The sequence below is a fragment of the Flavobacterium sp. HNIBRBA15423 genome, from assembly GCF_052655965.1.
The window spans coordinates 1,030,999-1,057,560 of record NZ_CP199751.1 but is presented as its reverse complement, the minus strand read 5'-3'; the positions used below and the strand labels follow the sequence as shown (position 1 = coordinate 1,057,560).

Annotated in this window: 23 protein-coding genes; 19 read left to right on the top strand and 4 right to left on the bottom strand. The window is 29.9% G+C overall.

What is annotated here, in order from left to right; all coding sequences use genetic code 11:
• Window positions 1-7: 7 nt before the first annotated feature.
• Window positions 8-1,135 carry a peptidylprolyl isomerase gene (locus ACULEV_RS04770; RefSeq protein WP_445457528.1) on the top strand — a complete coding sequence of 376 codons (1,128 nt, stop codon included), beginning with the start codon at window positions 8-10 and terminating at the stop codon, window positions 1,133-1,135.
• 11 nt (window positions 1,136-1,146) lie between these two features.
• Entirely contained in the window at window positions 1,147-2,253 is a 1,107-nt protein-coding gene (locus tag ACULEV_RS04765; RefSeq protein ID WP_445457527.1) for a peptidylprolyl isomerase, read from the top strand.
• An 84-nt stretch (window positions 2,254-2,337) separates the two neighbouring features.
• Here the strand turns inward: ACULEV_RS04765 and ACULEV_RS04760 are convergent, their stop codons facing one another.
• Window positions 2,338-2,859 (bottom strand): hypothetical protein, encoded by a 522-nt coding sequence (locus ACULEV_RS04760; protein ID WP_445457526.1) that lies wholly within the window; start codon window positions 2,857-2,859, stop codon window positions 2,338-2,340.
• Between the two features lie 57 nt (window positions 2,860-2,916).
• Here ACULEV_RS04760 and ACULEV_RS04755 point away from each other — a divergent pair, with 57 nt between their 5' ends.
• The 4 genes from ACULEV_RS04755 to ACULEV_RS04740 all read left to right on the top strand — a co-directional run bounded on the left by ACULEV_RS04755 (window position 2,917) and on the right by ACULEV_RS04740 (window position 7,579).
• Entirely contained in the window at window positions 2,917-3,366 is a 450-nt protein-coding gene (locus tag ACULEV_RS04755; RefSeq protein WP_445457525.1) for an acyl-CoA thioesterase, read from the top strand.
• A 155-nt stretch (window positions 3,367-3,521) separates the two neighbouring features.
• Window positions 3,522-6,353 (top strand): excinuclease ABC subunit UvrA, encoded by a 2,832-nt coding sequence (uvrA, locus tag ACULEV_RS04750; protein ID WP_445457524.1) that lies wholly within the window; start codon window positions 3,522-3,524, stop codon window positions 6,351-6,353.
• 23 nt (window positions 6,354-6,376) lie between these two features.
• Window positions 6,377-6,841, top strand: coding sequence for a DinB family protein (locus ACULEV_RS04745; RefSeq protein ID WP_445457523.1), 465 nt, complete (start codon window positions 6,377-6,379; stop codon window positions 6,839-6,841).
• Window positions 6,842-6,853: 12 nt separating this feature from the next.
• The gene (locus ACULEV_RS04740) at window positions 6,854-7,579 is read left to right on the top strand and encodes an LOG family protein (RefSeq protein WP_445457522.1); all 726 of its coding nucleotides are present in this window, start codon (window positions 6,854-6,856) and stop codon (window positions 7,577-7,579) included.
• 54 nt (window positions 7,580-7,633) lie between these two features.
• On the opposite strand, the gene ACULEV_RS04735 is transcribed toward ACULEV_RS04740, so the two are convergent.
• Both ACULEV_RS04735 and trxA read right to left on the bottom strand, forming a co-directional pair.
• A complete protein-coding gene (locus tag ACULEV_RS04735; protein WP_445457521.1) occupies window positions 7,634-8,023 on the bottom strand; it encodes a rhodanese-like domain-containing protein in 390 nt (129 codons plus the stop codon).
• A 74-nt stretch (window positions 8,024-8,097) separates the two neighbouring features.
• A complete protein-coding gene (trxA, locus tag ACULEV_RS04730; RefSeq protein WP_445457520.1) occupies window positions 8,098-8,400 on the bottom strand; it encodes a thioredoxin in 303 nt (100 codons plus the stop codon).
• A 123-nt stretch (window positions 8,401-8,523) separates the two neighbouring features.
• Here trxA and ACULEV_RS04725 point away from each other — a divergent pair, with 123 nt between their 5' ends.
• The 10 genes from ACULEV_RS04725 to ACULEV_RS04680 all read left to right on the top strand — a co-directional run bounded on the left by ACULEV_RS04725 (window position 8,524) and on the right by ACULEV_RS04680 (window position 20,323).
• On the top strand, window positions 8,524-9,873 hold the full coding sequence (locus ACULEV_RS04725) for a DEAD/DEAH box helicase (protein ID WP_445457519.1): 1,350 nt from the start codon (window positions 8,524-8,526) through the stop codon (window positions 9,871-9,873).
• 26 nt (window positions 9,874-9,899) lie between these two features.
• Complete coding sequence (locus tag ACULEV_RS04720) at window positions 9,900-10,472, top strand: pentapeptide repeat-containing protein (RefSeq protein ID WP_445457518.1); 573 nt, start codon at window positions 9,900-9,902, stop codon at window positions 10,470-10,472.
• Between the two features lie 629 nt (window positions 10,473-11,101).
• Window positions 11,102-14,899 carry a CheR family methyltransferase gene (locus ACULEV_RS04715; protein WP_445457517.1) on the top strand — a complete coding sequence of 1,266 codons (3,798 nt, stop codon included), beginning with the start codon at window positions 11,102-11,104 and terminating at the stop codon, window positions 14,897-14,899.
• Between the two features lie 425 nt (window positions 14,900-15,324).
• The gene (locus ACULEV_RS04710) at window positions 15,325-15,852 is read left to right on the top strand and encodes a hypothetical protein (protein ID WP_445457516.1); all 528 of its coding nucleotides are present in this window, start codon (window positions 15,325-15,327) and stop codon (window positions 15,850-15,852) included.
• Between the two features lie 546 nt (window positions 15,853-16,398).
• Window positions 16,399-17,655 carry an alpha/beta hydrolase-fold protein gene (locus ACULEV_RS04705; protein ID WP_445457515.1) on the top strand — a complete coding sequence of 419 codons (1,257 nt, stop codon included), beginning with the start codon at window positions 16,399-16,401 and terminating at the stop codon, window positions 17,653-17,655.
• Between the two features lie 120 nt (window positions 17,656-17,775).
• Entirely contained in the window at window positions 17,776-18,351 is a 576-nt protein-coding gene (locus ACULEV_RS04700) for a Crp/Fnr family transcriptional regulator (RefSeq protein WP_445457514.1), read from the top strand.
• A gap of 66 nt (window positions 18,352-18,417) precedes the next feature.
• Complete coding sequence (locus tag ACULEV_RS04695; RefSeq protein ID WP_445457513.1) at window positions 18,418-18,858, top strand: carboxymuconolactone decarboxylase family protein; 441 nt, start codon at window positions 18,418-18,420, stop codon at window positions 18,856-18,858.
• Window positions 18,859-19,101: 243 nt separating this feature from the next.
• Complete coding sequence (locus ACULEV_RS04690; RefSeq protein WP_445457512.1) at window positions 19,102-19,347, top strand: CBU_0592 family membrane protein; 246 nt, start codon at window positions 19,102-19,104, stop codon at window positions 19,345-19,347.
• 50 nt (window positions 19,348-19,397) lie between these two features.
• Entirely contained in the window at window positions 19,398-19,823 is a 426-nt protein-coding gene (locus tag ACULEV_RS04685) for an SET domain-containing protein-lysine N-methyltransferase (RefSeq protein WP_445457511.1), read from the top strand.
• Between the two features lie 257 nt (window positions 19,824-20,080).
• Entirely contained in the window at window positions 20,081-20,323 is a 243-nt protein-coding gene (locus ACULEV_RS04680) for a DUF1660 family phage protein (RefSeq protein WP_445457510.1), read from the top strand.
• A 41-nt stretch (window positions 20,324-20,364) separates the two neighbouring features.
• Here ACULEV_RS04680 and ACULEV_RS04675 read toward each other — a convergent pair whose 3' ends face one another.
• Window positions 20,365-21,900: a YifB family Mg chelatase-like AAA ATPase gene (locus ACULEV_RS04675; RefSeq protein ID WP_445457509.1), complete on the bottom strand. Its 1,536-nt coding sequence runs from the start codon at window positions 21,898-21,900 to the stop codon at window positions 20,365-20,367.
• Window positions 21,901-22,032: 132 nt separating this feature from the next.
• Between ACULEV_RS04675 and ACULEV_RS04670 the strand changes: the two genes are divergently transcribed.
• The 3 genes from ACULEV_RS04670 (at window position 22,033) to ACULEV_RS04660 (ending at window position 26,561) form a co-directional block, all read left to right on the top strand.
• Complete coding sequence (locus ACULEV_RS04670) at window positions 22,033-22,884, top strand: hypothetical protein (RefSeq protein ID WP_445457508.1); 852 nt, start codon at window positions 22,033-22,035, stop codon at window positions 22,882-22,884.
• A 1,795-nt stretch (window positions 22,885-24,679) separates the two neighbouring features.
• On the top strand, window positions 24,680-26,137 hold the full coding sequence (locus ACULEV_RS04665) for a sodium:solute symporter family protein (RefSeq protein ID WP_445457507.1): 1,458 nt from the start codon (window positions 24,680-24,682) through the stop codon (window positions 26,135-26,137).
• A complete protein-coding gene (locus ACULEV_RS04660; RefSeq protein ID WP_445457506.1) occupies window positions 26,127-26,561 on the top strand; it encodes a GNAT family N-acetyltransferase in 435 nt (144 codons plus the stop codon). The genes ACULEV_RS04665 and ACULEV_RS04660 overlap by 11 nt, the downstream gene beginning before the upstream one ends.
• Window position 26,562: the final 1 nt, after the last annotated feature.

The following is a 26,562-nucleotide window of genomic DNA, read 5'->3' as shown; positions in this document are numbered from 1 at the left end:
TATATTTATGAAACATTTAAGCATTTTTTCATTAAGCATTTTTCTTTTTTTCATTTCATGTAATGACAAATTTTCAAAATTTGAAGATGGAATGTATGCCAATATTGAAACTAACAAGGGTGATATTGTTGTAAAATTAGAATTTGAAAAAACTCCTATTACTGTTGCCAATTTTGTTTCTCTAACCGAAGGAAAAAACCCTTTTGTTTCAGAAGAGCACAAAGGAAAACCTTTTTATGATGGATTGACATTTCACAGAGTGATTCCAGATTTCATGATTCAAGGTGGTGACCCTGCTGGTGATGGCTCTGGAAATCCTGGCTATAAATTTAAAGATGAATTTCATCCCGATTTAAAACACAACAAAGGAGGAATTCTTTCAATGGCAAATGCAGGTCCAAAAACAAATGGAAGTCAATTTTTCATTACTCATAAAGAAACTCCTTGGTTAGATAATGTACACACCGTTTTTGGTGAAGTCATGGATGGAAAACAAGTAGTAGATTCTATTCAAGTGAGTGACACCATTAGAAAAATAACCATTATTAGAAAAGGTGTTGATGCTAAAAAATTTGATGCTGTAAAAATCTTTAAAGATTATTATTCAGTCGAAGCTGAACAACAAAAAAAGGAAGCTGAACAACAAAAACTTGAGGCTGAAAAAATTGAAGTTATTAAAAAAGCTAAATCTGAAGAAATTAGCAAACTTCAAATTGAAGGAACTAAAACTAAATCGGGTTTAATTTATAAAATACTATCAAGTGCTGATGGAAAAAAACCAAAAAAAGGTAAAGAAATTTATGTTAGCTATGCTGGTTTTCTTGAAAATGGTACCTTATTTGACACGAATAGAGAAGAAATGGCAAAAGAATTTGGAATTTATAACCCAATGAGAGCACAACAAATTGGATACAAACCTTTTCCTTTCCCTTATGGTGAGAAACAAGGACTAATAGCTGGATTTATAGAAACCTTTGAAATGCTTAAATACAATGAAAAAATTTTAGTTTTCATTCCTTCTAATTTAGCCTATGGAACACAAGGCTTCCAAGACTCAAGAACAGGTCGTATGATGATAGACCCAAATACAAACTTAGTATTTGAAATAGAAATCTTAGAAAACATGCCAAATTAATTATACAAACAATGAATACAAAAAAAATAGCCCTACTTTTTACACTATTAATAAGTACTTTTTATACTTCAACTGCACAAAAAGCAGAAGGATTATTTGCTGAGATAACCACATCAAAAGGAAAAATAGTACTACAACTAGAATTTGAAAAAACTCCAGTAACAGTTGCCAATTTTGTATCTCTGGCTGAAGGTAACAACAAATTTGTTAAAGACGATTTAAAAGGAAAACCTTTTTATGATGGTTTAAAATTTCATAGAGTAATTGCAAATTTTATGATTCAAGGTGGTGATCCACAAGGAACAGGTGGAGGTGATCCAGGTTATAAATTTGAAGACGAAATTGTAGCTGAATTAAAACATGATAAAGCAGGTATCCTTTCTATGGCAAATGCTGGACCAGGTACAAATGGTAGTCAATTCTTTATTACGCACAAAGAAACTCCTTGGTTAGATGGTAAGCACACTGTTTTTGGCCATGTAACTGAAGGGCAAGATGTTGTTGATGCAATTGCTCAAAATGATGTTATTGAGAAAGTGACAATCATTAGAAAAGGGAAATTGGCTAAAAAATTCAAAGCAGATAAGGTTTTTGAGAATTATTTTAAAGAAAAAGAAGAAAAAGAAAAAATTAAAGCTCAAGAACGTAAAGAACTAGAAGCAAAACTGGTACAAACCATTGCTAATAAAAAAGCTTATTTTGTTACAAATAAAGAAAAAGCCATTGAGTTACCTTCAGGTTTGAAATACATAATTATACAAAAAGGCGCTGGTATAAAACCAGAAAATGGTGCTCAAGTATATATTCATTATGCAGGATATTTTGAAGATGGAAAACTATTTGAGAGTAGCTATGAAGAAGTAAGTAAAGAATATGGTAAATTTGATCAAAACAGAGCTAACCAAAATGGATATGCTCCTTTTCCATTTCAATATGGAAACAAAACTGGTTTAATTTCAGGATTCCTAGAAGGCATTAATAATATGAGTTTTGGTGACAAAGCTATTCTTTATATTCCTTCAACATTAGGCTATGGAAAAACTGGATATGGTAATGGTCTAATCCCACCAAATACTAACCTAATTTTTGAAATAGAATTATTAGAAACTCAAAAATAAAAATAAAAGCTCCAATTTTAAAATTGGAGCTTTTTTATATCTGTCTTGTCCTGAAAAAAAAAACTAAAAAATTTTTTAAAAAAACTACTTCGTTTTTTCCCCTACAAAATGATCACTTTGATTTTTAAATAAAACATTAAATGTGGTTAAACTACCATATATTCTAGTAATATATTGCTGTAAATCAATTTTTTCACTTTGTTCTAAATTACTAGAATTAATCTTTTGTTCCATAACACGAATTCTATCTCTCACCATTACTATTTTATTAAAAAAAGTATCAATTGGCACTTCTTTATTCTGAGTTTGTGTTCCCGGTTCTAAAATTAATTTTCCGCCTTTCCACTTATCTGCAATAGACACTTTCGGACCTATGTCACTGTATTTTTCCAATATACTTTTAAGCATTTTTTCTACTTCAAAAAAACTAACCGTGTCAACCTCATCTTCAACAGATTCAATAATTTCAATCTCTTCCTCTAATTCAATAGTTTCTACACCTTTTTCAATAAAGGTTACCCAATAATATTTTGATGTAACATTTGTAACAACACCCATTCCATGCTCAGGATGTTTAATTCTAGAACCTATTCCTAATAATTTCATAATTTAGATAACTTTAAAAATCAAATATATTAAATTTGCAGGATAATTTTTATAAAAATGAATACTTTAGACACACAAAATTTCAAATTTTCAATGCCTTTAAACATTCGTTGGAATGACTTGGATCCATTAAATCACGTTAACAATGTCTATTATTTTGAATATTTTCAAATTGGTCGTGGTCATTATATGCTTTCCGTTAGTAAACAATGGGACTGGACAAAAAATATGTTTGTTATTGCACATATAGAATGTGATTATTATAAAGAATTAAAATTAACTGCAAAAGAACCAACCATAAAAATGAGATCATCTTCTTTAGGTTCAAAAAGTTTCGAAATTGAATATTTAGTTACTAGTTTAGATAAAAAAGGAAACGAAATTATTCATGCAAAAGGAAAAAGTGTACAAGTACTAATTGATATTTCAGCAGGTAAATCAATTGAAATGCCAGATTGGTTACGAGACGATATTACTAATTACGAACCTAGTTTAAAGACAACATAGAACCGCTTTTGTTTTTCAAAAATTCGTATCAAATTAAATATCAATATATACTATCCAAAAAGAGATTACACTTTGTTATAATAACACAAATGTAATCTCTTTCTTCATTAGCTTTTATTCCTGTAAACTTGTATCTTTGCGTTTTGCCAAAATTTATGCTAAATACAGAAGATACAATTGAAATTATAGGTGCTAGGGCACACAATCTTAAAAACATCGATGTTACTATTCCTCGTGAAAAATTAGTAGTTATTACTGGTTTATCTGGTTCAGGGAAATCATCATTGGCTTTTGATACTATTTATGCAGAAGGACAACGAAGATATATTGAAACCTTTTCTGCTTATGCACGTCAATTTTTAGGTGGTTTAGAACGACCAGATGTAGATAAAATTGATGGTCTTTCTCCTGTTATTGCTATTGAGCAAAAAACAACTAGTAAAAGTCCTCGTTCTACAGTAGGAACAATTACAGAAATTTATGATTTTCTTCGTTTATTATTTGCTCGTGCAGCAGATGCATATAGTTATAATACGGGAGAACAAATGGTATCTTATTCAGATGAACAAATCAAAAACCTAATAATTGAAGATTTTCAAGGCAAAAGAATCAATATTTTAGCACCTGTTATTCGTTCTAGAAAAGGACATTATAGAGAACTTTTTGAACAAATCTCAAAACAAGGGTTTTTAAAAGTTCGTGTAGATGGTCAAATTCGCGATTTAGAATTCGGAATGAAAGTAGATCGATACAAAACACACGACATAGAAATTGTTATTGATAGAATAGCTATTGAAAGCAATGAAGAAACAGAAAAAAGATTAGCAGAAAGTATCAACACAGCAATGCATCATGGAGATAATGTATTGCTTGTGATAGAGCAAGAAAGTCAAGAAGTTCGCTTTTACAGTAGAAGTTTAATGTGCCCTTCTTCTGGAATATCCTATCCAAATCCAGAACCTAATAATTTTTCATTTAACTCTCCTAAAGGAGCTTGTCCAAATTGTAACGGACTTGGGGTGATAAATGAAATTAATTTATCCAAAATAATTCCAAATCCAAAAATCTCGATTAAAAGTGGTGGTTTTATTCCTCTTGGTGAATACAAAGCTTCTTGGATTTTTAAACAATTAGAAATTATTGCCCAAAAATATGATTTCAAATTAACTGATGCCATAGAAACTATTCCAGAGGAAGCCATGAAGATGATTTTAAATGGTGGAAATGAAAAATTTTCAGTTGTTTCTAAAGTCATGGGAATTACAAAAGATTATAAAATTGATTTTGAAGGAATTTCGAACTTTATTAAAAATCAATATGATGAAAGTGGTTCTTCTTCTATTAAAAGATGGGCAAAAGAGTTTATGGACGAAAACATTTGTCCAGAATGTGACGGTTCTCGTTTAAGAAAAGAATCTTTATACTTCAAAATAAACGAAAAAAACATAGGTGATTTAGTGCAAATGGACATTTCTGAATTATCAGTATGGTTTGCTAATTTACCAACACATTTATCAGAAAAACAAGCAACAATCGCTACCGAAATTTTAAAAGAAATCACAGCTCGTCTCCAATTTTTATTAGATGTTGGTTTAAATTACTTATCATTAAATAGAGGTTCCAAAACCCTTTCTGGTGGTGAAGCACAACGCATTAGATTGGCTACACAAATAGGCTCTCAGTTAGTTGGTGTTTTATATATTCTCGATGAGCCAAGCATAGGTTTACATCAAAGAGATAATGAAAGACTTATTAAATCTTTGCAAAGTCTTCGCGATTTAGGGAACTCTGTAATTGTGGTAGAACATGATAAAGACATGATTTTAGTAGCCGATCATGTTATTGATATTGGTCCAAAAGCAGGTCGTTTCGGTGGAAAAATTATTAGTGAAGGAACCCCACAAGAAATATTAAAACACGATACTATTACTGCACAATATCTAAATGGTAAAATGGCTATTGAAGTTCCTACCACTCGAAGAGAAGGAAACGGCAAAACATTGAAACTTTCAGGTGCCACTGGAAACAACTTAAAAAATGTTTCAGTAGAATTTCCATTAGGTAAACTAATATGTGTAACAGGAGTTTCTGGAAGCGGAAAATCAACATTAATTAATGAAACCCTCTACCCTATTTTAAATACACACTTTTTCAATGCTGTAAAAAAGCCCCAACCTTACAAAAAAATCGAAGGCCTAGAACACATTGATAAAGTTATTGATATTGATCAAAGCCCTATTGGTAGAACACCAAGAAGTAATCCTGCTACTTATACTGATGTATTTTCTGAAATAAGAAGTTTATTCACTTTAACTCCAGAAGCACAAATTAGAGGATACAAACCAGGTCGTTTTAGTTTCAATGTAAAAGGTGGTCGTTGTGAAACCTGTGAAGGTTCTGGTGTAAGAACAATAGAAATGAGCTTTTTGCCAGATGTTTATGTAGAATGTGAAACTTGTCAAGGAAAGCGTTTTAACAGAGAAACATTAGAAATCAGATACAAAGGAAAATCCATTTCTGATATCTTAAATATGACAGTTGATGAGGCAGTAGAATTCTTTGAAAATATTCCGAAAATTTACAGAAAAGTAAAAACCATTCAAGATGTAGGTTTAGGATATATTACACTGGGTCAACAAAGCACAACACTTTCTGGTGGTGAAGCACAACGAGTAAAGTTGGCAACAGAATTATCTAAAAAAGATACTGGAAACACATTTTATATCTTAGACGAACCTACAACTGGTCTACATTTTGAAGATATTCGAGTTTTGATGGATGTGATTAACAAATTAGTTGACAAAGGAAATACTGTACTTATCATCGAACATAATCTCGATGTAGTAAAACTAGCCGATTATGTTATTGACATAGGTTATGAGGGAGGAAAAGGTGGTGGAGAATTAGTTGCCAAAGGAACTCCAGAAGAAATTATTAAAAATAAAAAAAGCTACACAGCTCAGTTTTTGAAAAAAGAATTATCTTAGCAAGCTTGTTTAATTTTGCTTATTTGAAAAATATAAAATATAGATTAGGTGCTATAGGTGCATTAACCGACGAATATGAAAAAGCTCTTGATGAACTTAAAATAGTTTTAGAAGCTATTTCAAATGAATCATTTCTAAAAACTGATATTTCAAAAGAAAAAGATTTTCAATCCATTAGAAATATTGTTACACATATTATTCAATCTGGGTATACCTACTCCAATTATGTTAGAAAAAGTTTTAATACAAATAGTATTGAAATTAAACTCAACATAGAATCAATTCAACAAGCAATAATCGAAATCAATAAAATGTTTGTTTACCATATTGAAACCTTTGAAAACAAATGGTTAATGACTGATGATGAAATGATGAAAACTATCATTAAGACATCATGGACAACTTATGATTTAGAAGCAATTATTGAACACGCAATTGTTCATATTTTAAGACACCGATTACAAATACAAAAAATACTAAATACTTAAAAAGAAAAGAAGATGGCATTAGATCAATACGAAAACGACGATCAAAGAATACAAGAAAAGTTCAAACAAAGAACTTGGAACGAGATAAGAACTAATGATTCATGGGCAATTTTTAAAATCATGTCCGAATTTGTAAACGGATATGAAGCCATGGGAAGAATTGGTCCTTGTGTTTCTATATTTGGTTCAGCACGTACAAAAGCTGAAGATAAATACTATTTATTAGCTGAAAAAATTGCTTACAAAATCAGTAAAGGTGGTTATGGCGTTATTACTGGTGGTGGTCCTGGAATTATGGAAGCTGGTAATAAAGGAGCTCATTTTGGTGGTGGAACATCTGTGGGTTTAAATATCGATTTACCTTTTGAACAACATTTCAACCCTTATATCGATAGAGATAAAAACTTAAATTTTGATTACTTCTTTGTAAGAAAAGTAATGTTTGTAAAATATTCACAAGGATTTGTAGTTATGCCTGGTGGTTTTGGAACACTAGACGAATTATTTGAAGCGATTACTTTAATTCAAACTAAGAAAATTGCAAAATTCCCTATTATATTAGTTGGAACCGAATTTTGGAGTGGTTTAATGGATTGGGTAAAAACAACTTTATTAGAAAAATTCAATAATGTAAGTCCAGGCGACATGGATTTATTTACTATAGTCGATAACGAAGACCAAGTATTAGAAGCACTAGATAACTTCTACAAAAAATACAACTTATCTCCTAACTTCTAAAATACAAAAACCGGCCAATCAGGTCGGTTTTCCTTTTATAATCAGGCAATATTTTTATTTTTCGATAGGTTTTTCATGAGCTTTCCAATCGGTTATTCCACCATCTAAATCTATAATAGTAGTAAATCCCATTTCTTTTAATTGACTACAAGCTCTTCCACTTCTTCCACCCGATTTACAATATACTAAAATAGGCTTCGTTTTATCAAGCGCTTCTATTTTAGCTTTAAAATCAGAATCGTTAATATTAATATTTACGGCATTCGCTAAATGTCCTTCTGCATATTCACTAGGTGTTCTTACATCAATTAATTGCACTCCTTCCTCTTTCATTTTTTGTTCAAAAGTAAGCACATCTACTAAAGCCATTCCTTCTGTTTGCGATTTCACACAAGAGATAGCAACAAAAAACACTAAAAAAACAATTCCATTTCTTAATTTCATTATATCTAATATTAGTTTGAAAAAATTATACTCTTCGACAATTATTTATAAGAGTGTCTAAAAATACAAAAAAATCAATTCAAATGTTCTTTTACAATTGAAACCAAATCTTTAGAGGATAAAACACCTGATTGTCTCCATAACATTTTTCCTTGTTTGAACAAAATTAATGTTGGCACACCTCTTACACTAAATTCACTTGCTAAATCTTGATATTGGTCCACATTTATTTTTATAATACGAATTTCCTCTTTTAAAATCGATTTTACTTCTTGCAATATAGGTGACATTGTTTTACAAGGACCACACCAATCCGCATAAAAATCGACTAAAACTAATTGATTTTCATTAATTAAAGTATTAAATTTTGTGTTCATAGTTTCTTTTTTTTAAATGCAAATTTACTAATTTCTAAATGAGGAAGCTGTAATCAATGTTACACAAAACATCTTTTCCTATCCAAAAAAAGATTACGTACCTTTGCACAAAATTCTGCATCAATGAAAACATTCCAAGATTTCGATTTACCAAAATCACTCCAAAAAGCATTAGACGAATTAGGATTCGTTCAACCTACTCCTATTCAAGAAAAATCCTTTTCAGTGATTTTATCAGGTAGAGATATGATGGGAATTGCACAAACAGGTACTGGTAAAACCTTTGCCTATTTATTACCCATTTTAAAACAATGGAAATTTCAAAATACCGAATCGCCTAGAGTTGTTATTCTGGTTCCTACTCGTGAACTTGTTGTTCAAGTAGTAGAAGAAGTAGAAAAATTAACCCAATACATGTCTGTTCGTTCCCTAGGAATTTATGGTGGTGTAAATATTAATACCCAACGTAAAGATTTAGCTCAAGGAGTTGATATTTTAGTAGGAACACCAGGTCGAACAATGGATTTAGCTCTTGATGGTGTATTACGTTTCGATGCTTTGCAAAAGTTAGTAATCGATGAGTTTGATGAAATTCTAAATTTAGGTTTTAGAATACAATTAAGTTCGATTTTATCGATGATGAAAAGTAAAAGACAAAATATTATGTTTTCTGCAACCATGACAGAAGATGTAGATGATGTTTTAGATGAATTTTTCGAATTTCCAGAAGAAGTATCATTAGCACCAAGTGGAACACCTTTGGAACAGATTACTCAAAAATTATATCATGTTCCCAATTTTCTTACGAAAGTAAATCTCCTGAAACATCTTTTAGCAACTGATGAAACTACCGAAAGAGTATTATTATTTGTAAATAACAAAAGAATAGTTGATTTAGCTTATGAATTACTAAATGAAGCATTTCCAGATCAATTTGGAGTAATTCATTCTAATAAAACACAAAATTACCGTTTGAGTGCTATGGCTAATTTTCAAAGTGGTCAATTAAGAGGTCTTATTACTACAGACGTTATGGCCCGTGGTTTAGATATTTCCGATATAACTCATGTTTTCAACTTACAATTCTCTGAAAGTCCTGAAAAATACATGCACCGTATAGGGCGAACAGGTCGTGCAGATAAAGAAGGTATTGCCATTAGTTTTGTTGCTCCTTATGAAGAGGAAAGCTTACTTGATGTAGAAACACTAATGAATATGGAAATTGATGTCGTAGAAATACCAACAGCAGTTGTAATAGAAGAAAAGAAATTAGAATTTGAAAAAGACAAACGCAGGTTTAAATCGATAGGAAAAAAAGTAAAATCTGAAGCTAAAGGAGCTGCATTCCATGAAAAGAAAGATAAAAATAAAAAAGTAAACCTTGGCGGACCAGGAAAAACGAAACCAAGAAAAACAGCACCAAGAAACAGAGCCGCTGAAGCTAAAAAAGCCGCTAAAAGAAAGAAAAAATAATTTCAAGATAAAAGAATTACCAATTCATGGCAAACGATTTTTTTCAAAACCAACAATTTACAGATGTCATTTTTAAAGAAGACGATATCAAATTCAAAGAATATGAAAATTGTCAATTCGTCAATTGTGATTTCAGAAATTGTTATTTCACCAGTGTTTATTTTATCGATTGCACGTTTACCGAATGTAATTTTAACGATACCAAGATAAATTATGTCTCCTTGAGAGGTGTAGAATTTTTTAAATGTGACTTTACGAATGTTAATTTTGCCATGACAGACCAAGTCATTTATGATTTCAATTTTACCGATTGCCTTTTGGATTATTCCAAATTCTACGCCTTAAAATTAAAAAAAATACGCTTCACAGGTTGCAGTCTTGTAGCAGCTGATTTCATGAAAACCGATTTAACAGAAGCGATTTTTGACCATTGCGATTTACGCAGAACCGTTTTCATTGAAACCATCCTCAACAAAGCCGATTTCACTACTAGTTTCAACTATGCCCTTGATCCAGAAATAAACAAAATTAAAAAAGCACAATTTTCAGTCGAAGGTTTGCAAGGCTTATTAGTAAAATATGATATTGTAGTGAAATAATTTTCTCCTTTATAAACAATATAGTTGTAGACATAGTCGATGAAAATAAACAAACTTACCATTAGTATACCAAAATCAAAACGATAAATAAAAATATAAAGTTAACTTTTGAAAATGGTAAACTCTTGAACGACCTAAGTAATTCTTGCACAAAACAACATAAATAACAAAAACGGCATCGTTTCTTTACCTTTATTTCTGTCAAATAAAGAAAGTTTTTCTTCTCTTTTATTTTATTTTACAAGTCTATTTTTTAGAAAATAATTAGACAAATTAAATTAAAACAACAAATAAAGCTAAAATAACGACAAAGACCCACTTATTTGTTTTACCTTTATGTTCATCCAATTACAGAATATAAAATGAAAAATTATAAATTTTCAATGATAGTAATAGGATAACGAGAAAGACTTATCTTCATTGAAATTAAAAAAGATAAGCAACTGAAAATACTACTGCGATTATTTACTCCCATCAAAACATCAAAGAATAGTGATAATTTAATGAACTTGACACAGCATGATTCATCACTAATCCAATAGATTTAAAAAAAACTTCCGTAGCTAATATTTGAAGCAATGGAAAAATAAAAGTAAAACATTCATTACAAATAATTATTTCTCCTATCAATGGTTGCAACAAAAAAAAATAAAACTCAACCACCTGCTACTATACAGAACTTTCCAATCATAGGTATTGGAGCGAGCGCAGGAGGACTTGATGCTTTCAAAAAATTACTCAAAGCAATACCAGAAAAGTCAGGTATGGCTTATGTGTTAGTGCAACATCTTGACCCATCGCACGAAAGTATTTTACCGGAAATTTTACAAAAGGTAACAAAAATTCCTGTCCATGAAATTACCGAAGATATTCATCTTGCACCCGACCACATCTACATTATTCCTTCTAACAAAATTCTTACATCAACCGATGGTGTACTCCAACTGGATCCACGTGATAAAAAAATTATAAATCTTTCCATTGATATTTTTTTTACATCTCTTGCCGAAGTTCATAAAGAGTTTGCAGTAGGTGTAATATTATCAGGCACAGGTAAAGATGGAACACAAGGTTTAAAGGCTGTCAAAAAACATGGAGGCATTAGCATTGCACAGAGTATGGATACAGCAACATATGATGGTATGCCAAAAAGTGCCATCAATGCAGGAGTAGTTGATTTTATTTTAGCTCCCGAAAAAATTCCCGAACAGCTTTTGCAAATAAAAAATGCAAACAAAACAAATAAAGTGCAGAAAAAAGAAAAACACCAAAATCAAGATGATGAAAATATTTTCAAACAAATCCTTTTGTTACTTCATCAGCGCAGTGGAGTTGATTTCACCAATTATAAAGATCTAACTTTACACAGACGGATTGCTAGGCGGATTGCAATTGTAAAAGAGAAAAATATTGCCAGCTATTTAGACCTCTTACTCAGTGATAAAGCAGAACAGGATGCGCTTTTTCAAGATATGCTCATTCCAGTAACTTCTTTTTTCCGTGACCTGAAAACTTTTCAAACATTATCGAAAACCGTTTTTCCTTTAATCCTTAAAAATAAAAATACTAATGAGCCTATTCGTATATGGGTTGCAGGTTGTTCCACAGGAGAAGAAGTATATTCAATTGCAATCTGCCTACAGGAATTTTTGGGATCAAAATTACGTGATACCAAAATTCAAATCTTCGCTTCAGATATTTCTGAAAAAGCAATTAAGAAAGCACGCGCAGGAATTTATACTAAAACCGATTTAGAAACACTTTCCGAATCGCAACTTGAAAATTATTTTACAAAAAACAACACCAATTACGAGATAACCAAAGTCATTCGTGATATGTGTATATTTGCTCAACATAATTTTTTGAAAGATCCACCATTTACAAAAATGGATTTAATCACTTGTCGTAATGTGCTTATCTATATGGATGTTTTTTTACAGCAAAAAGCATTCACTACTTTTCATTACTCGCTAAAAGAAAACGGATTTCTTCTCCTAGGAAAATCCGAAACCATTGGAACATCTTCAAGTTTATTTACACAGTTAAACAAACACGAAAAAATTTATTCGCGTAAACCCATTCTGGGACGATTCAGGCAGATTGCAACGGAACGCAAAGAAGAAACGTTGAAAACAAAAAACAAAACCGTAGCCAAACAAAAAACCGTTCACAACGATTTTAGAAAAAGTGCAGAAGAAATAATGATTGCAAAATCTCCTGCAAGTGTGGTAGTGAATGAACAAATGGATCTTGTGCATATTCATGGAGACATTACACCTTTCCTTCAAGCACCACAAGGCAAGCCTACTCATAATCTTATAAAAATGGCACGTGAAGGATTAGCATTTGAATTGCGAAACACAATTCACAAAGTAATGAAGGAACAAGTAGCAGTCACTAAAGAAAATATTTCTATAAAGACAAATGGCAAGCAATTTTTGATTACGATAGAAACTATTCCAATTACAGATACCATTGAACCACATTACTTAGTTCGGTTCGAGAAAAAAATTCCTGTTTTGCAAGAAGAAAATAAATATTTATCAGGAAATATAGTTGAAATACAAAAGCAAAATGTGCAATTAGAAAAAGAACTTTCAGAAATTCGTGAAGATATGCGTTTCATCACCGAGGATATGGAAGCTGCCAATGAAGAACTGCAAAGTACAAACGAAGAATTGCAAAGTAGCAATGAGGAAATGCAAAGTTTGAACGAAGAACTAGAAACATCAAAAGAAGAGCTACAATCAACTAACGAAGAACTCACCATTGTAAATCAGGAATTGCTTGACAAACAAGAACAATTAAACGCATCACGCTACTTTGCCGAAAGCATTGTAGCTACTATCCGTGAACCACTCCTTGTCCTTGATACAGCACTCCGAATAAAAATTGCAAATGCATCATTCTATAAAAAATTTAATGCCAAAGCACAAGATACTGAAGGAAAATTATTTTATGAAATACAAAACCATCAATGGGATGATAATTTAATGCGTTCACTGCTTGAAAAAATTCTTCCCAATAGAGAATTACTTACCGATTTTAAAATCGTTCTGAAATTTCCTGTCATTGGTAAACGTACTTTGCTATTAAATGCCCAACAAATTATTAATAAAAAAAATAATGAGCCATTATTTCTTCTTGCTATTGAAGATATCACCGATCAGTCCACAGCTCAAAAAATAATTGAAAAAAGTGTAGCATTGGCTGAAACTGCAAAATGCCTTGCAAACGAAGCAAAAACCAAAGCTGAAACTGACAAAGAAAAAGCAGAAAATGCCGTTATGGCAAAACAACAATTTTTATCAAACATGAGTCATGAAATTCGTACTCCAATGAATGCAATTATTGGTTTTACAAAAGTCATGTTAAAAACAGATTTGACCGAAAAACAAAAAGAATATTTAGATGCCATAAAATCTAGTGGAAATACTTTAATCTTTTTAATTAATGATATCCTTGATTTAGCAAAAGTTGATGCTGGAAAAATGATATTCATGAACTCACCATTTAAAATATCACAATCAATAACTACAATTCTTCATTTGTTTGACACAAAAATTCAGGAAAGTAATTTAGAATTAGTAAAAGAATATGATTCCAGAATTCCAGAAATAGTAATGGGAGATTCCGTTCGTTTGCATCAAATTCTCATTAACCTCATAGGCAATGCCATAAAATTTACTCCAAATGGGAAAATTACTTTAAACGTTAATTTACTACACGAAGACAAAGATAAAGTAACAATTGAAATTAAAGTTATCGATACAGGTATTGGAATTCCAGAAAATAAAATTACTGCTATTTTTGAAAACTTTGAACAAGCACATACTATCTCTTCTAGTTTATATGGAGGTACGGGTTTAGGGCTTGCCATCGTTAAACAATTGGTAGAAAAACAAGGTGGAACTATTTCTATAAAAAGTAAAGTAAATGAAGGTTCTACTTTTAGTTTTATTTTAAGTTTTGAAAAAACCTTAACGGAAATTCCTTTAGAAAATGGAGAAATAGAATTAGATAATGAAATTAAAGACATAAAAGTATTGGTAGTTGAAGATTTTAAACTTAACCAATTATTAATGAGAATAATTTTGGATAATTTCAAATTCAAACATGATATTGCCAATAACGGAAAAATAGCTATCGAAAAACTACAAACCAACTCCTATGATATTATTTTAATGGATTTGCAGATGCCAATAATGAATGGATTTGAAACCACGAAATACATACGCAATGAAATGAATTTACAAATTCCAATCATTGCATTGACAGCTGATGTAACAACAGTTGATTTAGAAAAATGCAAATCCATAGGCATGAACGACTACATTACAAAACCTTTAGATGAACGATTATTATACAGTAAAATAGTTAACTTATTGAAAACTAATCAATCAAAGGCTAAAATAGACAGCAACTAATGAATTTCACATCGTTGATTGTTTTGTACTAAAAAACACATGTAAATTGTACACTAAACCATATTCATAGAAACCTATTCAACAAAACTCATTTTACAACCAACTTTAAGTACACACTTAATCTAGTAACAAACAAAATCAAAAATGCACAATTTTTGATTAAAAGTTTGAAAGAATTATTGGTGAAATAGATATTGTAGTGAAATATTTTCCTTCTTTATAACAATTTTATTCTTGTAGCAAATTAAACTATTGAAATTATTTTGCCACAAATGATTTGAAAAATTATTTTCTATATATTTGGATAACATGATTTATATAGACATGCTCAATAAAATGAGAAAAAGTGAGTTAATATAAAAGTTAGTGGTAAGTTTAGCTGACCATAATTGACTACCAAGAATTAAACAAAAAAGACAAATTATATGACAAAAGAGGATGCAAGTTATTTTGGAATTGACAAAAGTAAAGCACACCCAAATGCCATCAAACTATTAAAAGATGATTTTTTTTGGACTAATAATGATGAATTATCACCATTTGGTTCTGACGAAGGACACGAAGCGTTGTGTGAATTTAGACGTTGGAGAAAAGAAAATTCTGAAATTGAGGTTGGCTATTGTATTGCTTGGGTAATAAATTCAGTAGGAGAAATAGATAATTATGATGATTATAATGAAGAAAGTATTGTTGACGAAGAACTTATAAGGCAAAAAATAATTGACAATAATTTTGATGACAAACAATATATTTATGCCCTTGATACTTCGATAATAGCAACAGCTCTTGGACAATTAGTAGACGAGGGTACTATTGAAGTAGATTATAAATATTATGTTCAGGTTGCGATTAATAGACAAAGGATTTGGGCAAGACTTCATAACAATTGGGAATATAAAGACGAATACATTAGACGATTAAACATTATCGAAAAAGTGCTTGAACAAGCATAGTGTACTGATAATAAAACCTACTGCTAATAGCTAATACAACGGATGTATGTAATAGGCTTAATAGAAAGTTGGTTTTGTATTTGGGAAGATTTGGCAAACCCGATGTAATACCAGAACGTTATCAAACATTTCACCAAAAATTAAAAATTACAATTCGAAATATAAATTAGGCTAAAAAAAACGAAATTCTGAATATTAAAATTTGTTTAAATACCATGCTATTGAAGTGTTTTGTTTATAATCTTAATGAAAAAAATGATTATCAAAAGGGATTTTTCAAAACAATTTTTTATTAGGTAATACCTAAAAAGGAAAAAAATAATAATGTTTATCAATTAACTCTTGGAAATAAAAATAGTTTAGCCGTTTTTTCAGGTATTATTTAGAACAGAAGAAAAAGAATTAATACAACAATCTACTGCGAAAACATTAGAATTAAAATAATTCATATAGAAAGTTCATGCCAAACCTCACAATTATTCATAATCAAAACCGTTATTAGTATTAATTATATCACACAGAATAAGAATGATTAAAAATAATAAAATGAAAAACAGATTAAGAATAATACTAACAATTGGATTCGTTATTTTCTTTCAACAGTTTGGAAATGCCCAAAAAAATCAAAAATTTTTACAAAAAATAGGTGTCGCAGATAGTCTTTATTCTCAAACTTTAAAAGAATTTAGAAAAATTTATATTCAATTGCCTAATAATTTTAATCCTGATAAAAATTTAAAATATCCTGTAGTCTTTATTTTAGATGGAGAAATATTACTTCCTACTGTTACTAATGTGCAAGATTATTATAGTGGTGGATTTACACCAGAAATGATACTTGTAGGTATTTCTAATTCTACAAATAGAACACGAGATTTAACCACTTCAAAAATAAAAGACAAATATGGAATGCCTTTTAATGAAGAAAACGGAGAAGCATCTAATTTTAGTGAATTTATTAAAACTGAACTAATTCCTTTCATAGAAAAGAAATATCCTGTAACCAATTATAGAACTCTAATTGGTCATTCCTACGGAGGTTTATTTACTATTTACACACTAATTAATCATCCCGAATTATTTTCAAACTATTTAGCCATCGACCCAAGTCTTGATTGGGACAACCAAAAATTAATAATTGATGAAAGAGAAAAACTCTCAAATCAGAATTATAAAGGAAAATCCTTGTTTATGTCTTTAAACGGCCAATTACATATGCAAAACCAACAGATAACTATTGAAAATGTAATGCAAGACACGTCAGATTATACATTATTTGCAAGGTCAAACATTTCTTTTTCAAATATGATAGAGCATAGTAAAGAAAACGAATTGGCTTTTGAATGGAAATTTTATCCTCAAGATATACATGGTACTATTCCTTTTCCTTCTATTATGGATGGATTAATCTCAACCTTCAAATGGTATCAAATGGAAAATACTCACAAAATTAACTCGTTTGACACCTCAAAAGAAGAACTTTACAGTATAATAAAACACAGAGAAAAGAAACTCAAAAATCATTTTGGATATGCACAACCTCCTTATCCAGAAGATCTTTTGAATATGTCAGGTTATATGAATATGGATATGCAACAACCTGAAAAGGCTAAAATATATTTTGAAAGTGCTATTGAATATTACCCAAAAAGTGCCAATGCCTATGATTCAATGACCGATTATTATGAAGCACAAGGAGACTTTTCCAATGCAATTAAATATATAACCAAAGCTTTTGAATTAAGTGGTAATGATTACCATAAGAATAGAATCAAAGAACTTGAAATGAAAAAAAACAACTAAGTCTAACGCTTTGTATAAAATAATTATTGAAAAGCGGTCAATTTTGTGAATAGTTAAATTATAAATGATAATCAATATCTTTTTATAATTTAACTATAATAAAAACATTTAAAAAAAACGATGTCACAAGCATTTTATAACCATTTAGAAAATTTTATTAAAATAAATGAAATAGAATTTGCTTCAATTTTACCATTTTTTAAAATAGTTAAAGTTCGAAAGAAAGAAAACTTGCTTAAAGAAGGACAAATTTGCAAAACTAATTTCTTTGTACTAAATGGTTGCTTAAGAATGTTTTTTATAAATAACAAAGGCATAGAACAAACTACTGAATTTGCTATTGAAAATTGGTGGATGACTGATACTATTTCATACGAACGTGAAACACCTACAGCTTTTTATATTCAAGCTGTTGAAGATTCTGAAATTTTAGTTATTGACAAACATTCTCAAGAAAAACTACTAACAGAATTTCCAAAAATAGAACGTTATTTTAGATTTATTTATCAACGTGCTTATGCAGCATCTCAAATGAGAATCAAATATCTTTATGACTTTACGAAAGAAGAATTCTACGATCATCTTTGTGAAAATCACCCTGAATTTGTACAACGTGTTCCACAATATTTAATTGCTTCATTTTTAGGTTTTACTCCAGAATATTTAAGTGAAATTAGAAATAAAAGACGTTCTTAAACTAGCTTAAGTATTTTAGTTTTTTTACAACCGACCTTTGTACTATTAATTTAAAACAATAGTAAAATGGAAAGCAGAATTCAACTAGACCTTGTAGAGCCAAACTCATATAAAGCAATGTTTGCTCTAGAAAAGTATTTGCAACAAAGCGATTTAAAAAAAACGCATAAAGAGCTTATTAAAATAAGAGCCTCTCAAATAAATGGCTGCGCATTTTGTATCGACATGCATACAAAAGAAGCTATAGAAAATGGAGAAACTCCACAACGTATTTTCTTACTAAATGCATGGAGAGAAACCAACTTATTTACTAAAGAAGAAAGAACCCTTTTAGAAATAACAGAAGAAATCACCTTAATTCATAAAAAAGGGCTCACAACAGAAACCTATGAAAAAGCGCTTACCGTTTTCGACCAAAATTATCTTTCACAAATAATAATGGCTATCATAACAATAAATGCTTGGAACCGAATAGCAATAAGCACAAACAAACCTATTGAAAATTAATCCCTATTTACCTATCAATGCAAAAAGCGATTTCGGTTTTAATCAAAGTCGCTTTTTATTATCTCAAAATATTTAGAATAACTAAACTTTATAAATATTTAATTGGAATTAAAAATATTTTTTCTAAAGATTTCTAAAATATTACAACTTAGATTTGTAATTTTAATAATACTAATGAAAAAATTACCATTTTATAACTTGATTAAATAAACATTATTAGTTTATTCTATAATACTAAAAAAAATGACACAAACCGATTGGATTGGATTTATTGGTGTAACTATTTTATTAATTGCCTACTTTCTTAATCTTAGAAACATATTAAAAAAAGAAAGTATTGTCTATCTGCTTATGAATTTTATAGGAGCTGGCTTAGCTTGTTTGGCTTCTACATTATTAAACTATTTGCCATTCATTATACTTGAAGCTTGTTGGACAATTGTATCAGCAATTGGAATATACAATTATTTTAATAATTCAACGAAATAAGAAATAGTCTAAAAAGTGAAATAAAACAAACTGTCAAATCAAAACTACGAATGTCAAATACTACAAACAATATAGAAGCATCAGAATCTGATTACTTATACATACAAACCTCTCAATTACCTAATGCAGGAAAAGGTCTATTCACAGCTATTACCATTTATGAAGAGGAAATTATATCCTATTTTGAAGGAGAAATACTCTCACCCTCAGAAGTTGAAAAACGAAAAGCCGCTAATCAAGATCAATATTTCATAAACCGAATTGAAGGAGGCATTCTAGATAGTATGCATACCGAATGCTTTGCTAAATATGCTAATGATGCAAAAGGAATTACTTCTTCCAACTTTAAGAACAATGCCATTATTTCTTTAGACGAAAATAAAAAAATTTGCATCATAGCAACTAAAAAAATAAAACAAGGTGAAGAAATTTTTTGCAGTTACGGAACTCCATATTGGTCTAAATATCAAAAATAAAAGTAACAAATTTGATTTTTTCTTCTAATTCATCTAAAAATTTTAAAAAAAATAGCTGTAAAAAATAAAAAAACTAATAAAAAATATTTTTTCTATTATCATGCAAAAGCCCCAGTTACGTGATATAATAACACTTCAAAAATATTATTTTAACATAAAATTAAAAAATATTAAAAAAACATTTTACATTATAACGGATTTATATTGCTTTTATCGATTTTTTTAGTACATTAGCAAAACAAACTAAAATGCTGATTATGAATATACTACTAAAAAGCAATTTCTTCACTAAAAAATTAATATGTAGAATGTTTGGTCATAAGTTAGTGACAACTAAGAACATAACAGAACATATTAGAGAATATCAATGCAAATGCTGCGGTTTAGAATTAACCAACAACTACAAAGGCATAAAAAGTATTCTAACTCCTGAGCTAAAAGATGTAAATATCACAGTAATGGATTTTTATCACAGAAGACATCATCGTCAAACCGCATAAAACACTTTATAATACAAAAAACAAATTGGGTTTTATTAATATTAACCCAACCAACCCTCGCGATCCAAACTTCTATACTGAATCGCTTCTGCAATATGATGGGATTGAATATCATGAGCTGCTTCTAAATCGGCTATTGTTCTAGATACTTTTAAAATTCTATCATACGCTCTAGCGGACAAATTTAAACGCTCCATAGCTGTTTTCAATAATTGCAACGAATTATCATCAAGTACGCAATACTCTCTAATTAGTTTACTACTTAATTGTGCGTTATAATGTATATTTTTAAAATTTTCAAAACGATTTGATTGAATTTGCCTTGCTTGGTTAACTCTTTTTCTTATTTCAGCACTACTCTCCGCTTTTCGTGTATCCGATAATTTTTCAAACGGAACTGGTGTTACTTCAATGTGAATATCAATTCGATCCAATAATGGTCCAGAAATTTTACTTAAATAACGTTGCATTTCCATAGGCGAACTTGAAACAGGTGCATTTGGATCGTTAAAATAACCGCCTGGACTAGGATTCATACTTGCTACAAGCATAAAAGAAGAAGGATAAGTAATTGTAAATTTAGCTCGTGAAATCGTTACTTCTCTATCTTCTAAAGGCTGACGCATTACTTCTAAAACTTCACGTTTAAATTCAGGTAATTCATCTAAAAACAAAACACCATTATGGGCTAATGAAATTTCACCAGGTTGTGGATAACTTCCTCCTCCAACTAGTGAAACCGAACTAGCAGAGTGATGGGGAGAACGAAATGGCCTTTGTGTTAATAATCCCGTTTCTTTTACTTTCCCAGCTACTGAATGTATTTTTGTCGTTTCCAAAGCTTCTTGCATCGTCATAGGTGGCAAAATACTAGGTAATCGTTTTGCCAACATCGTTTTTCCTGAACCTGGTGGACCAATTAAAATTATATTATGACCACCAGCTGCTGCAATTTCCATACAACGTTTAATACTCTCCTGCCCTTTTACATCGGAAAAATCAAATTCTGGGAACTCTAAGTTTTTATTAAATTCTTCCTGACAATCAATTATAGTTGGCTCTAAACCTTCTTTCCCATCAAAAAAATCAATGACTTGCAATACGTTTTCAACGCCATAAACATCTAGTCCATCAACAACAGCAGCTTCTTTTACATTTTGAATGGGTAAAATAACCCCTTTAAAACCTTCTTCTTTTGCTTTTATGGCAATTGACAAAGCTCCTTTTATAGGTTGCAAACCACCATCAAGTGATAGTTCACCCATAATAATATAATCGGTTATCTTGTCGGTTTTAATTTGAGCAGAGGCAGCAAGAATACCTACAGCCAGCGTTAAATCATAGGCAGAACCTTCCTTACGCAAATCGGCTGGAGCCATATTTATCGTAATTTTCTTTCCCGGTAACGAATAATTGTTGTTTTTGAGTGCTGCAGCAATACGATAACTGCTTTCTTTAATCGCGGAATCAGGTAATCCTACCAAGTGGTAGCCTATTCCTTTATCAATATTTACCTCAACGGTAATGGTCGTCGCTTCCACACCGAAAACGGCACTTCCGAATACTTTTACTAACATGGCTTGTACTTTTAAAAATTGGCTTATATAAGTACAAATATATTAAAAAAAGAATTCTATTATAAAAAAACATTGTAACTCTTACATTTTCAAAATATCTTTGAGAATAATCCATAAAAAAATCTTTGAAACATGAAATTCTATTACATAATCCTACTTTTTGTTTCTATATCTAGTTATTCTCAATCTTGTGAAGAATTGAAAAAAATTAACGAGCAACTAAAAAGAGAAAATAAACAATTAAATGAAGATATTCAGGAAAGAATAAAAGAATTGGATGCGTTTAGTAAAGAAAATGAACTTATAAGAGTTGACATTAATAATATGCATTCTGAAATGGAATCTTTACTCATCGATTTAGAAAATACAATTAAAACAGCAGCTACAGAAAAAAAGATCCATAATTTATCTGATTTATGCAAAAATTACTTTTTAAATCTAAACATAAGTGATGAAAATTTTGAAATTATAGATGCTAAACTTGCTTTAGATATAATAAACACAATCCCAACTACTGGAGAATTAAAAAACATAGAAGATTTTGAAAACAAGAATAAAGTTTTTTTAGTCTCAGACCATTTAATAAATAACGTTAATGGTAAATTATTTTTAGAGAATAATAAAAATAAAAACATAATTTTAAATTATAAATTTCTTTTACTTATAGAAGAAAGTGACACCTTAAAAAATAAAGTAAGAAAAGTAACTTGGGGCTCAGGAATCAATTTACAAATAGAATTATCTTCAAAAGAAAAAAGTATTTCCATTTCTTCCCTATTAGAATTGACTAAAAACGATAAAGTAGACAAACGTTACACTATTAGCCAAATAGGACTAGGAAGTGAATTTTATAAAAAAAAATATAGCTCTGGTGAATTTACAATTATGACATATTCTGAAATACTTAAAGAGATAGATACAATCATTCGAAATTTATCAGAGACTACTAAATTAGTTCCTGAACTTATTGCAATAAAATACTAACTAAAATAACAACCCTAACTATAATCCAGACTATAAACAAAAGGGTAATATAGAAATATTAATAATTTAAAAATCAATATTGCCTAAATGCACTACGGGTAATTATTTATAAACCGACAGTAACAACTTAGGAACAAACTTAATCAAAATCTTACATGGCTTATACTTTTAAAAATTAGCCTATATAAGTACAAATATAGAAAAGTTTTTGATATCTAATTATTTATTAATGTTCAATTAAGTATTAATTACATGAATCATTATAGTTAGAATATTTGGCAGTATCTTTCATCTTTAAAAGGAGAATAAAAACTAAGATAATAATTGGTGCTGAAAGAAGGATTTCAATAGTTGTCATTTTCAAAATAAAATTTTATAATTCCTAACCGAAAAAAAAATAATTTAAATTAAATACAAAATTATTTTTAAAAATAATTTTTATAGTATCAAAATACAACATATATTTGTGACAGAAATAATAATTAAATAACAAAAATATATAAAAAAAACACCCGTAGTCGGATGGGTGTTAAGGTTCTTAAATCAACAGATTAAAAATTAATCTAAGACAAACTGAAAATTAGGTATCTGAAATAACTCTGTTATTTCTTTTTTATTGGTATTTTAAAGCAACCACCGTTTGCTCTATAATACCTTTTACCTTTAATAGTAATATATCTTCTGAAGATATACTCTATTGTATCATCGTTATTACTCTGAGAATGTATCATTGTATTAATTCAGTTACGGTTTTAAGTAATTATTAGTTAAGTTGTATAGAAAGGTACCAGCTATCTATAACAACACAATAAAATTAAGAACATCATTTATTTTATCCGACTTGCTAAAAATAAATGTTACCATCAAAAAAACAAGGCTATTTTGCTAAATGCATTTTAGCCTTTTTTATATAATACAAAGTTTGGGATTTAATTTGGTTAATGAAAGTCAAACTTATTCACAATTACAGCAAGTTTTTAACAACAACTACAAATCTATTTATTCGAATTGTTCTTGTTTTATCACTTGTTCGCAATGTTTTAACAAAAAATTATAACCCTTTTCTACTCGATTTATTACAACAAATTTAATAAGATTTTTATATGATATTTAATTTGAAATTATTTAATCGTTCAATGGTTAAAATAATCTTTGAAATCACAATATTATTTTTTATTTTACCTTAATTAAATAATAAGACAAAAGCACATCATTAATAAAGGAATTTCCAAGCACTAAGAAGGAGGATTTGCAATAAACCAATCAACAAACCACCACATCCACAAGAAGGGTCTAACATTACAAAGATAATGTGAATTTCAATACACTAAATTTGTTTCAATCCCCCATTAAATCACTTGTTCACAACTTATAATACAAATATAAAGATATAGTTTAACATCCGCAACTTTGTTACACTGGTTGTTAATCTTGATTATAAAAAATATAAAGTTTGCTCAAAAATAGATTATAGTCTATCATTGCTCATTAATTAACTACACTCCATTTATAAGAATAATTTTGGCAAATCCCAAAAACCTAAAAACAGAGATAACCACACAACTTATAACTCAAAACCTACAACTCACAACACACAACCGAAAACCCCAAATTAGGCATTTTAAATCCTTTTTCTTATCTTTGCATTTCGTGATTTTGTTTATTAGCATAATAAACATCTATTAAGATTCTTAATAAGTAATCTTTCATTTTAATCATTCGATTTGTAGTTCGCTACATCAAGCCTTTGGAAAAATTCCATTACAGGTAGTACATAATTTGAAAAAAGAATATAATGCACACGATAGATTATTTAATCTTTGTGGTTTACATGCTAGCCATGCTAGGTGTAGGCTATTATTTTTACAAAAAAAACACCTCTTCAGAAGATTTTTACGTTAGCGGACGAAATATGAGTAGTTGGCACATTGGTTTATCAGTTGTTGCGACTGATGTAGGTGGTGGTTTTTCCATTGGTTTAGGTGGATTGGGCTTCACCATGGGACTTTCTGGTTCTTGGATGCTTTTTACTGGTTTAATTGGTGCTTGGTTAAGTGCTGTTTTTCTAATACCTAAAGTAAGTAAATTAGGACACCAACATAAATTCTTCACTTTCCCGCAAATTTTCAATCATTTTTATAGTGCACGAGTAGCCTTACTTGCTGGAATAATATCTGCCATTGGATATATAGGTTTTACGAGTTCACAAGTTTTGGCTGGAGCCAAATTAGCCTCGGCAACCATTGAAGGTTTAGATTTGCAATGGGCGTTAATTATTATGGGTGTTATAGCTGTAGTTTACACAGCAATAGGTGGTTTAAAAGCAGTAATTTATACAGATACTATACAATGGATTATTTTAATTGCTGGATTAGTTCTTATAGGAATTCCTATTGCTTACAATGCGGTTGGTGGTTATGAGGTTATTAAAGCTACTTTAGCTCCAGAATATTTATCGTTAACGAATGTTTCTTGGCATCAACTTCTAAATTGGTCAGTAACCATTATTCCTATTTGGTTTATTGGAATGACTTTGTACCAACGTATATATGCTTGTAAAGATGAAAAAGAAGCTAAAAAAGCTTGGTTTATTGCAGGTTTATTCGAATGGCCAATAATGGCTTTTATGGGCGTAATCTTAGGAATGTTAGCCAAAGTAGCTGCTACACAAGGCATGTTTGATGGCATTACTGATGCAGCTTCAATGGACAGCGAAATGGGATTACCTATTTTATTAAGTACTATTCTACCCATTGGTTTAATGGGATTAATGTTGTCTTCCTATTTTTCTGCAATCCTTTCCACAGCTGATAGTTGTTTGATGGCTGCTTCAGGAAATATTGTAACCGATATTATTTCGAAGTTCTCAAAAAAAGAATTTTCCGAAAAGAAAATGTTACAGATTTCTCAAATCGTTACTCTTTCAGTTGGAGTTTTTGCTATTCTTTTGGCTTCCCAAATGCAAAATGTATTGGAACTAATGCTCTACTCCTACGCTTTTATGGTTTCAGGACTATTTGTGCCTGTTTTAGGAGCTTTATTTTGGAAAAAAAGCAATCCTATTGCCGCTTTTTGGAGTATGCTCTTAGGAGGTTCAACAACTATAGGATTAATATTATCAAATAATAAATTACCGTTAAATTATTCATTACCAGAACATTTAGACGCTAATATTTTTGGAATTAGTGTATCTTTAATAACATTCATTATATTATCCAATTATCACTATAAAAAAAGAAACAATGGAATTTAAAATCATAACTCCACAAACTGGAGAAGACAAAACATATTCTCACCAAATAATTGCTAACTTCTTATTTACTCACTTAGAACAATATGGTGACAAAACAGAAGACATCCTAAAATGTATTGATTATGCGATGAATCCTAATAAAGGAGGAACTATAATTGTAGGCTTAGACAATGAAAAAATTGTAGGTGTGGTGATATTAAACAATACAGGAATGGGAGGTTTTATTCCTGAAAATATTTTAGTTTACATTGCTGTTGACAATAGTCAAAGAGGAAAAGGATTTGGTAAAAAACTCATGCTAAAAGCAATTGAAACAGTAAAAGGCGACATTGCTTTACATGTTGAGCCTGATAATCCAGCAAAAATACTATATGAAAAATTAGGCTTTACCAACAAATATTTGGAAATGCGTTTAACGAAATAAT

What these genes read in the sequence shown, in the direction of transcription:
- ACULEV_RS04770 (WP_445457528.1), top strand. Translation starts at nt 8, where the DNA reads ATGAAACATTTAAGCATTTTTTCATTAAGCATTTTTCTTTTTTTCATT.
- ACULEV_RS04765 (WP_445457527.1), top strand. Translation starts at nt 1,147, where the DNA reads ATGAATACAAAAAAAATAGCCCTACTTTTTACACTATTAATAAGTACT.
- ACULEV_RS04760 (WP_445457526.1), bottom strand. Translation starts at nt 2,859, where the DNA reads ATGAAATTATTAGGAATAGGTTCTAGAATTAAACATCCTGAGCATGGA.
- ACULEV_RS04755 (WP_445457525.1), top strand. Translation starts at nt 2,917, where the DNA reads ATGAATACTTTAGACACACAAAATTTCAAATTTTCAATGCCTTTAAAC.
- uvrA (WP_445457524.1), top strand. Translation starts at nt 3,522, where the DNA reads ATGCTAAATACAGAAGATACAATTGAAATTATAGGTGCTAGGGCACAC.
- ACULEV_RS04740 (WP_445457522.1), top strand. Translation starts at nt 6,854, where the DNA reads ATGGCATTAGATCAATACGAAAACGACGATCAAAGAATACAAGAAAAG.
- ACULEV_RS04735 (WP_445457521.1), bottom strand. Translation starts at nt 8,023, where the DNA reads ATGAAATTAAGAAATGGAATTGTTTTTTTAGTGTTTTTTGTTGCTATC.
- trxA (WP_445457520.1), bottom strand. Translation starts at nt 8,400, where the DNA reads ATGAACACAAAATTTAATACTTTAATTAATGAAAATCAATTAGTTTTA.
- ACULEV_RS04725 (WP_445457519.1), top strand. Translation starts at nt 8,524, where the DNA reads ATGAAAACATTCCAAGATTTCGATTTACCAAAATCACTCCAAAAAGCA.
- ACULEV_RS04720 (WP_445457518.1), top strand. Translation starts at nt 9,900, where the DNA reads ATGGCAAACGATTTTTTTCAAAACCAACAATTTACAGATGTCATTTTT.
- ACULEV_RS04715 (WP_445457517.1), top strand. Translation starts at nt 11,102, where the DNA reads ATGGTTGCAACAAAAAAAAATAAAACTCAACCACCTGCTACTATACAG.
- ACULEV_RS04710 (WP_445457516.1), top strand. Translation starts at nt 15,325, where the DNA reads ATGACAAAAGAGGATGCAAGTTATTTTGGAATTGACAAAAGTAAAGCA.
- ACULEV_RS04705 (WP_445457515.1), top strand. Translation starts at nt 16,399, where the DNA reads ATGAAAAACAGATTAAGAATAATACTAACAATTGGATTCGTTATTTTC.
- ACULEV_RS04700 (WP_445457514.1), top strand. Translation starts at nt 17,776, where the DNA reads ATGTCACAAGCATTTTATAACCATTTAGAAAATTTTATTAAAATAAAT.
- ACULEV_RS04695 (WP_445457513.1), top strand. Translation starts at nt 18,418, where the DNA reads ATGGAAAGCAGAATTCAACTAGACCTTGTAGAGCCAAACTCATATAAA.
- ACULEV_RS04690 (WP_445457512.1), top strand. Translation starts at nt 19,102, where the DNA reads ATGACACAAACCGATTGGATTGGATTTATTGGTGTAACTATTTTATTA.
- ACULEV_RS04685 (WP_445457511.1), top strand. Translation starts at nt 19,398, where the DNA reads ATGTCAAATACTACAAACAATATAGAAGCATCAGAATCTGATTACTTA.
- ACULEV_RS04680 (WP_445457510.1), top strand. Translation starts at nt 20,081, where the DNA reads ATGAATATACTACTAAAAAGCAATTTCTTCACTAAAAAATTAATATGT.
- ACULEV_RS04675 (WP_445457509.1), bottom strand. Translation starts at nt 21,900, where the DNA reads ATGTTAGTAAAAGTATTCGGAAGTGCCGTTTTCGGTGTGGAAGCGACG.
- ACULEV_RS04670 (WP_445457508.1), top strand. Translation starts at nt 22,033, where the DNA reads ATGAAATTCTATTACATAATCCTACTTTTTGTTTCTATATCTAGTTAT.
- ACULEV_RS04665 (WP_445457507.1), top strand. Translation starts at nt 24,680, where the DNA reads ATGCACACGATAGATTATTTAATCTTTGTGGTTTACATGCTAGCCATG.
- ACULEV_RS04660 (WP_445457506.1), top strand. Translation starts at nt 26,127, where the DNA reads ATGGAATTTAAAATCATAACTCCACAAACTGGAGAAGACAAAACATAT.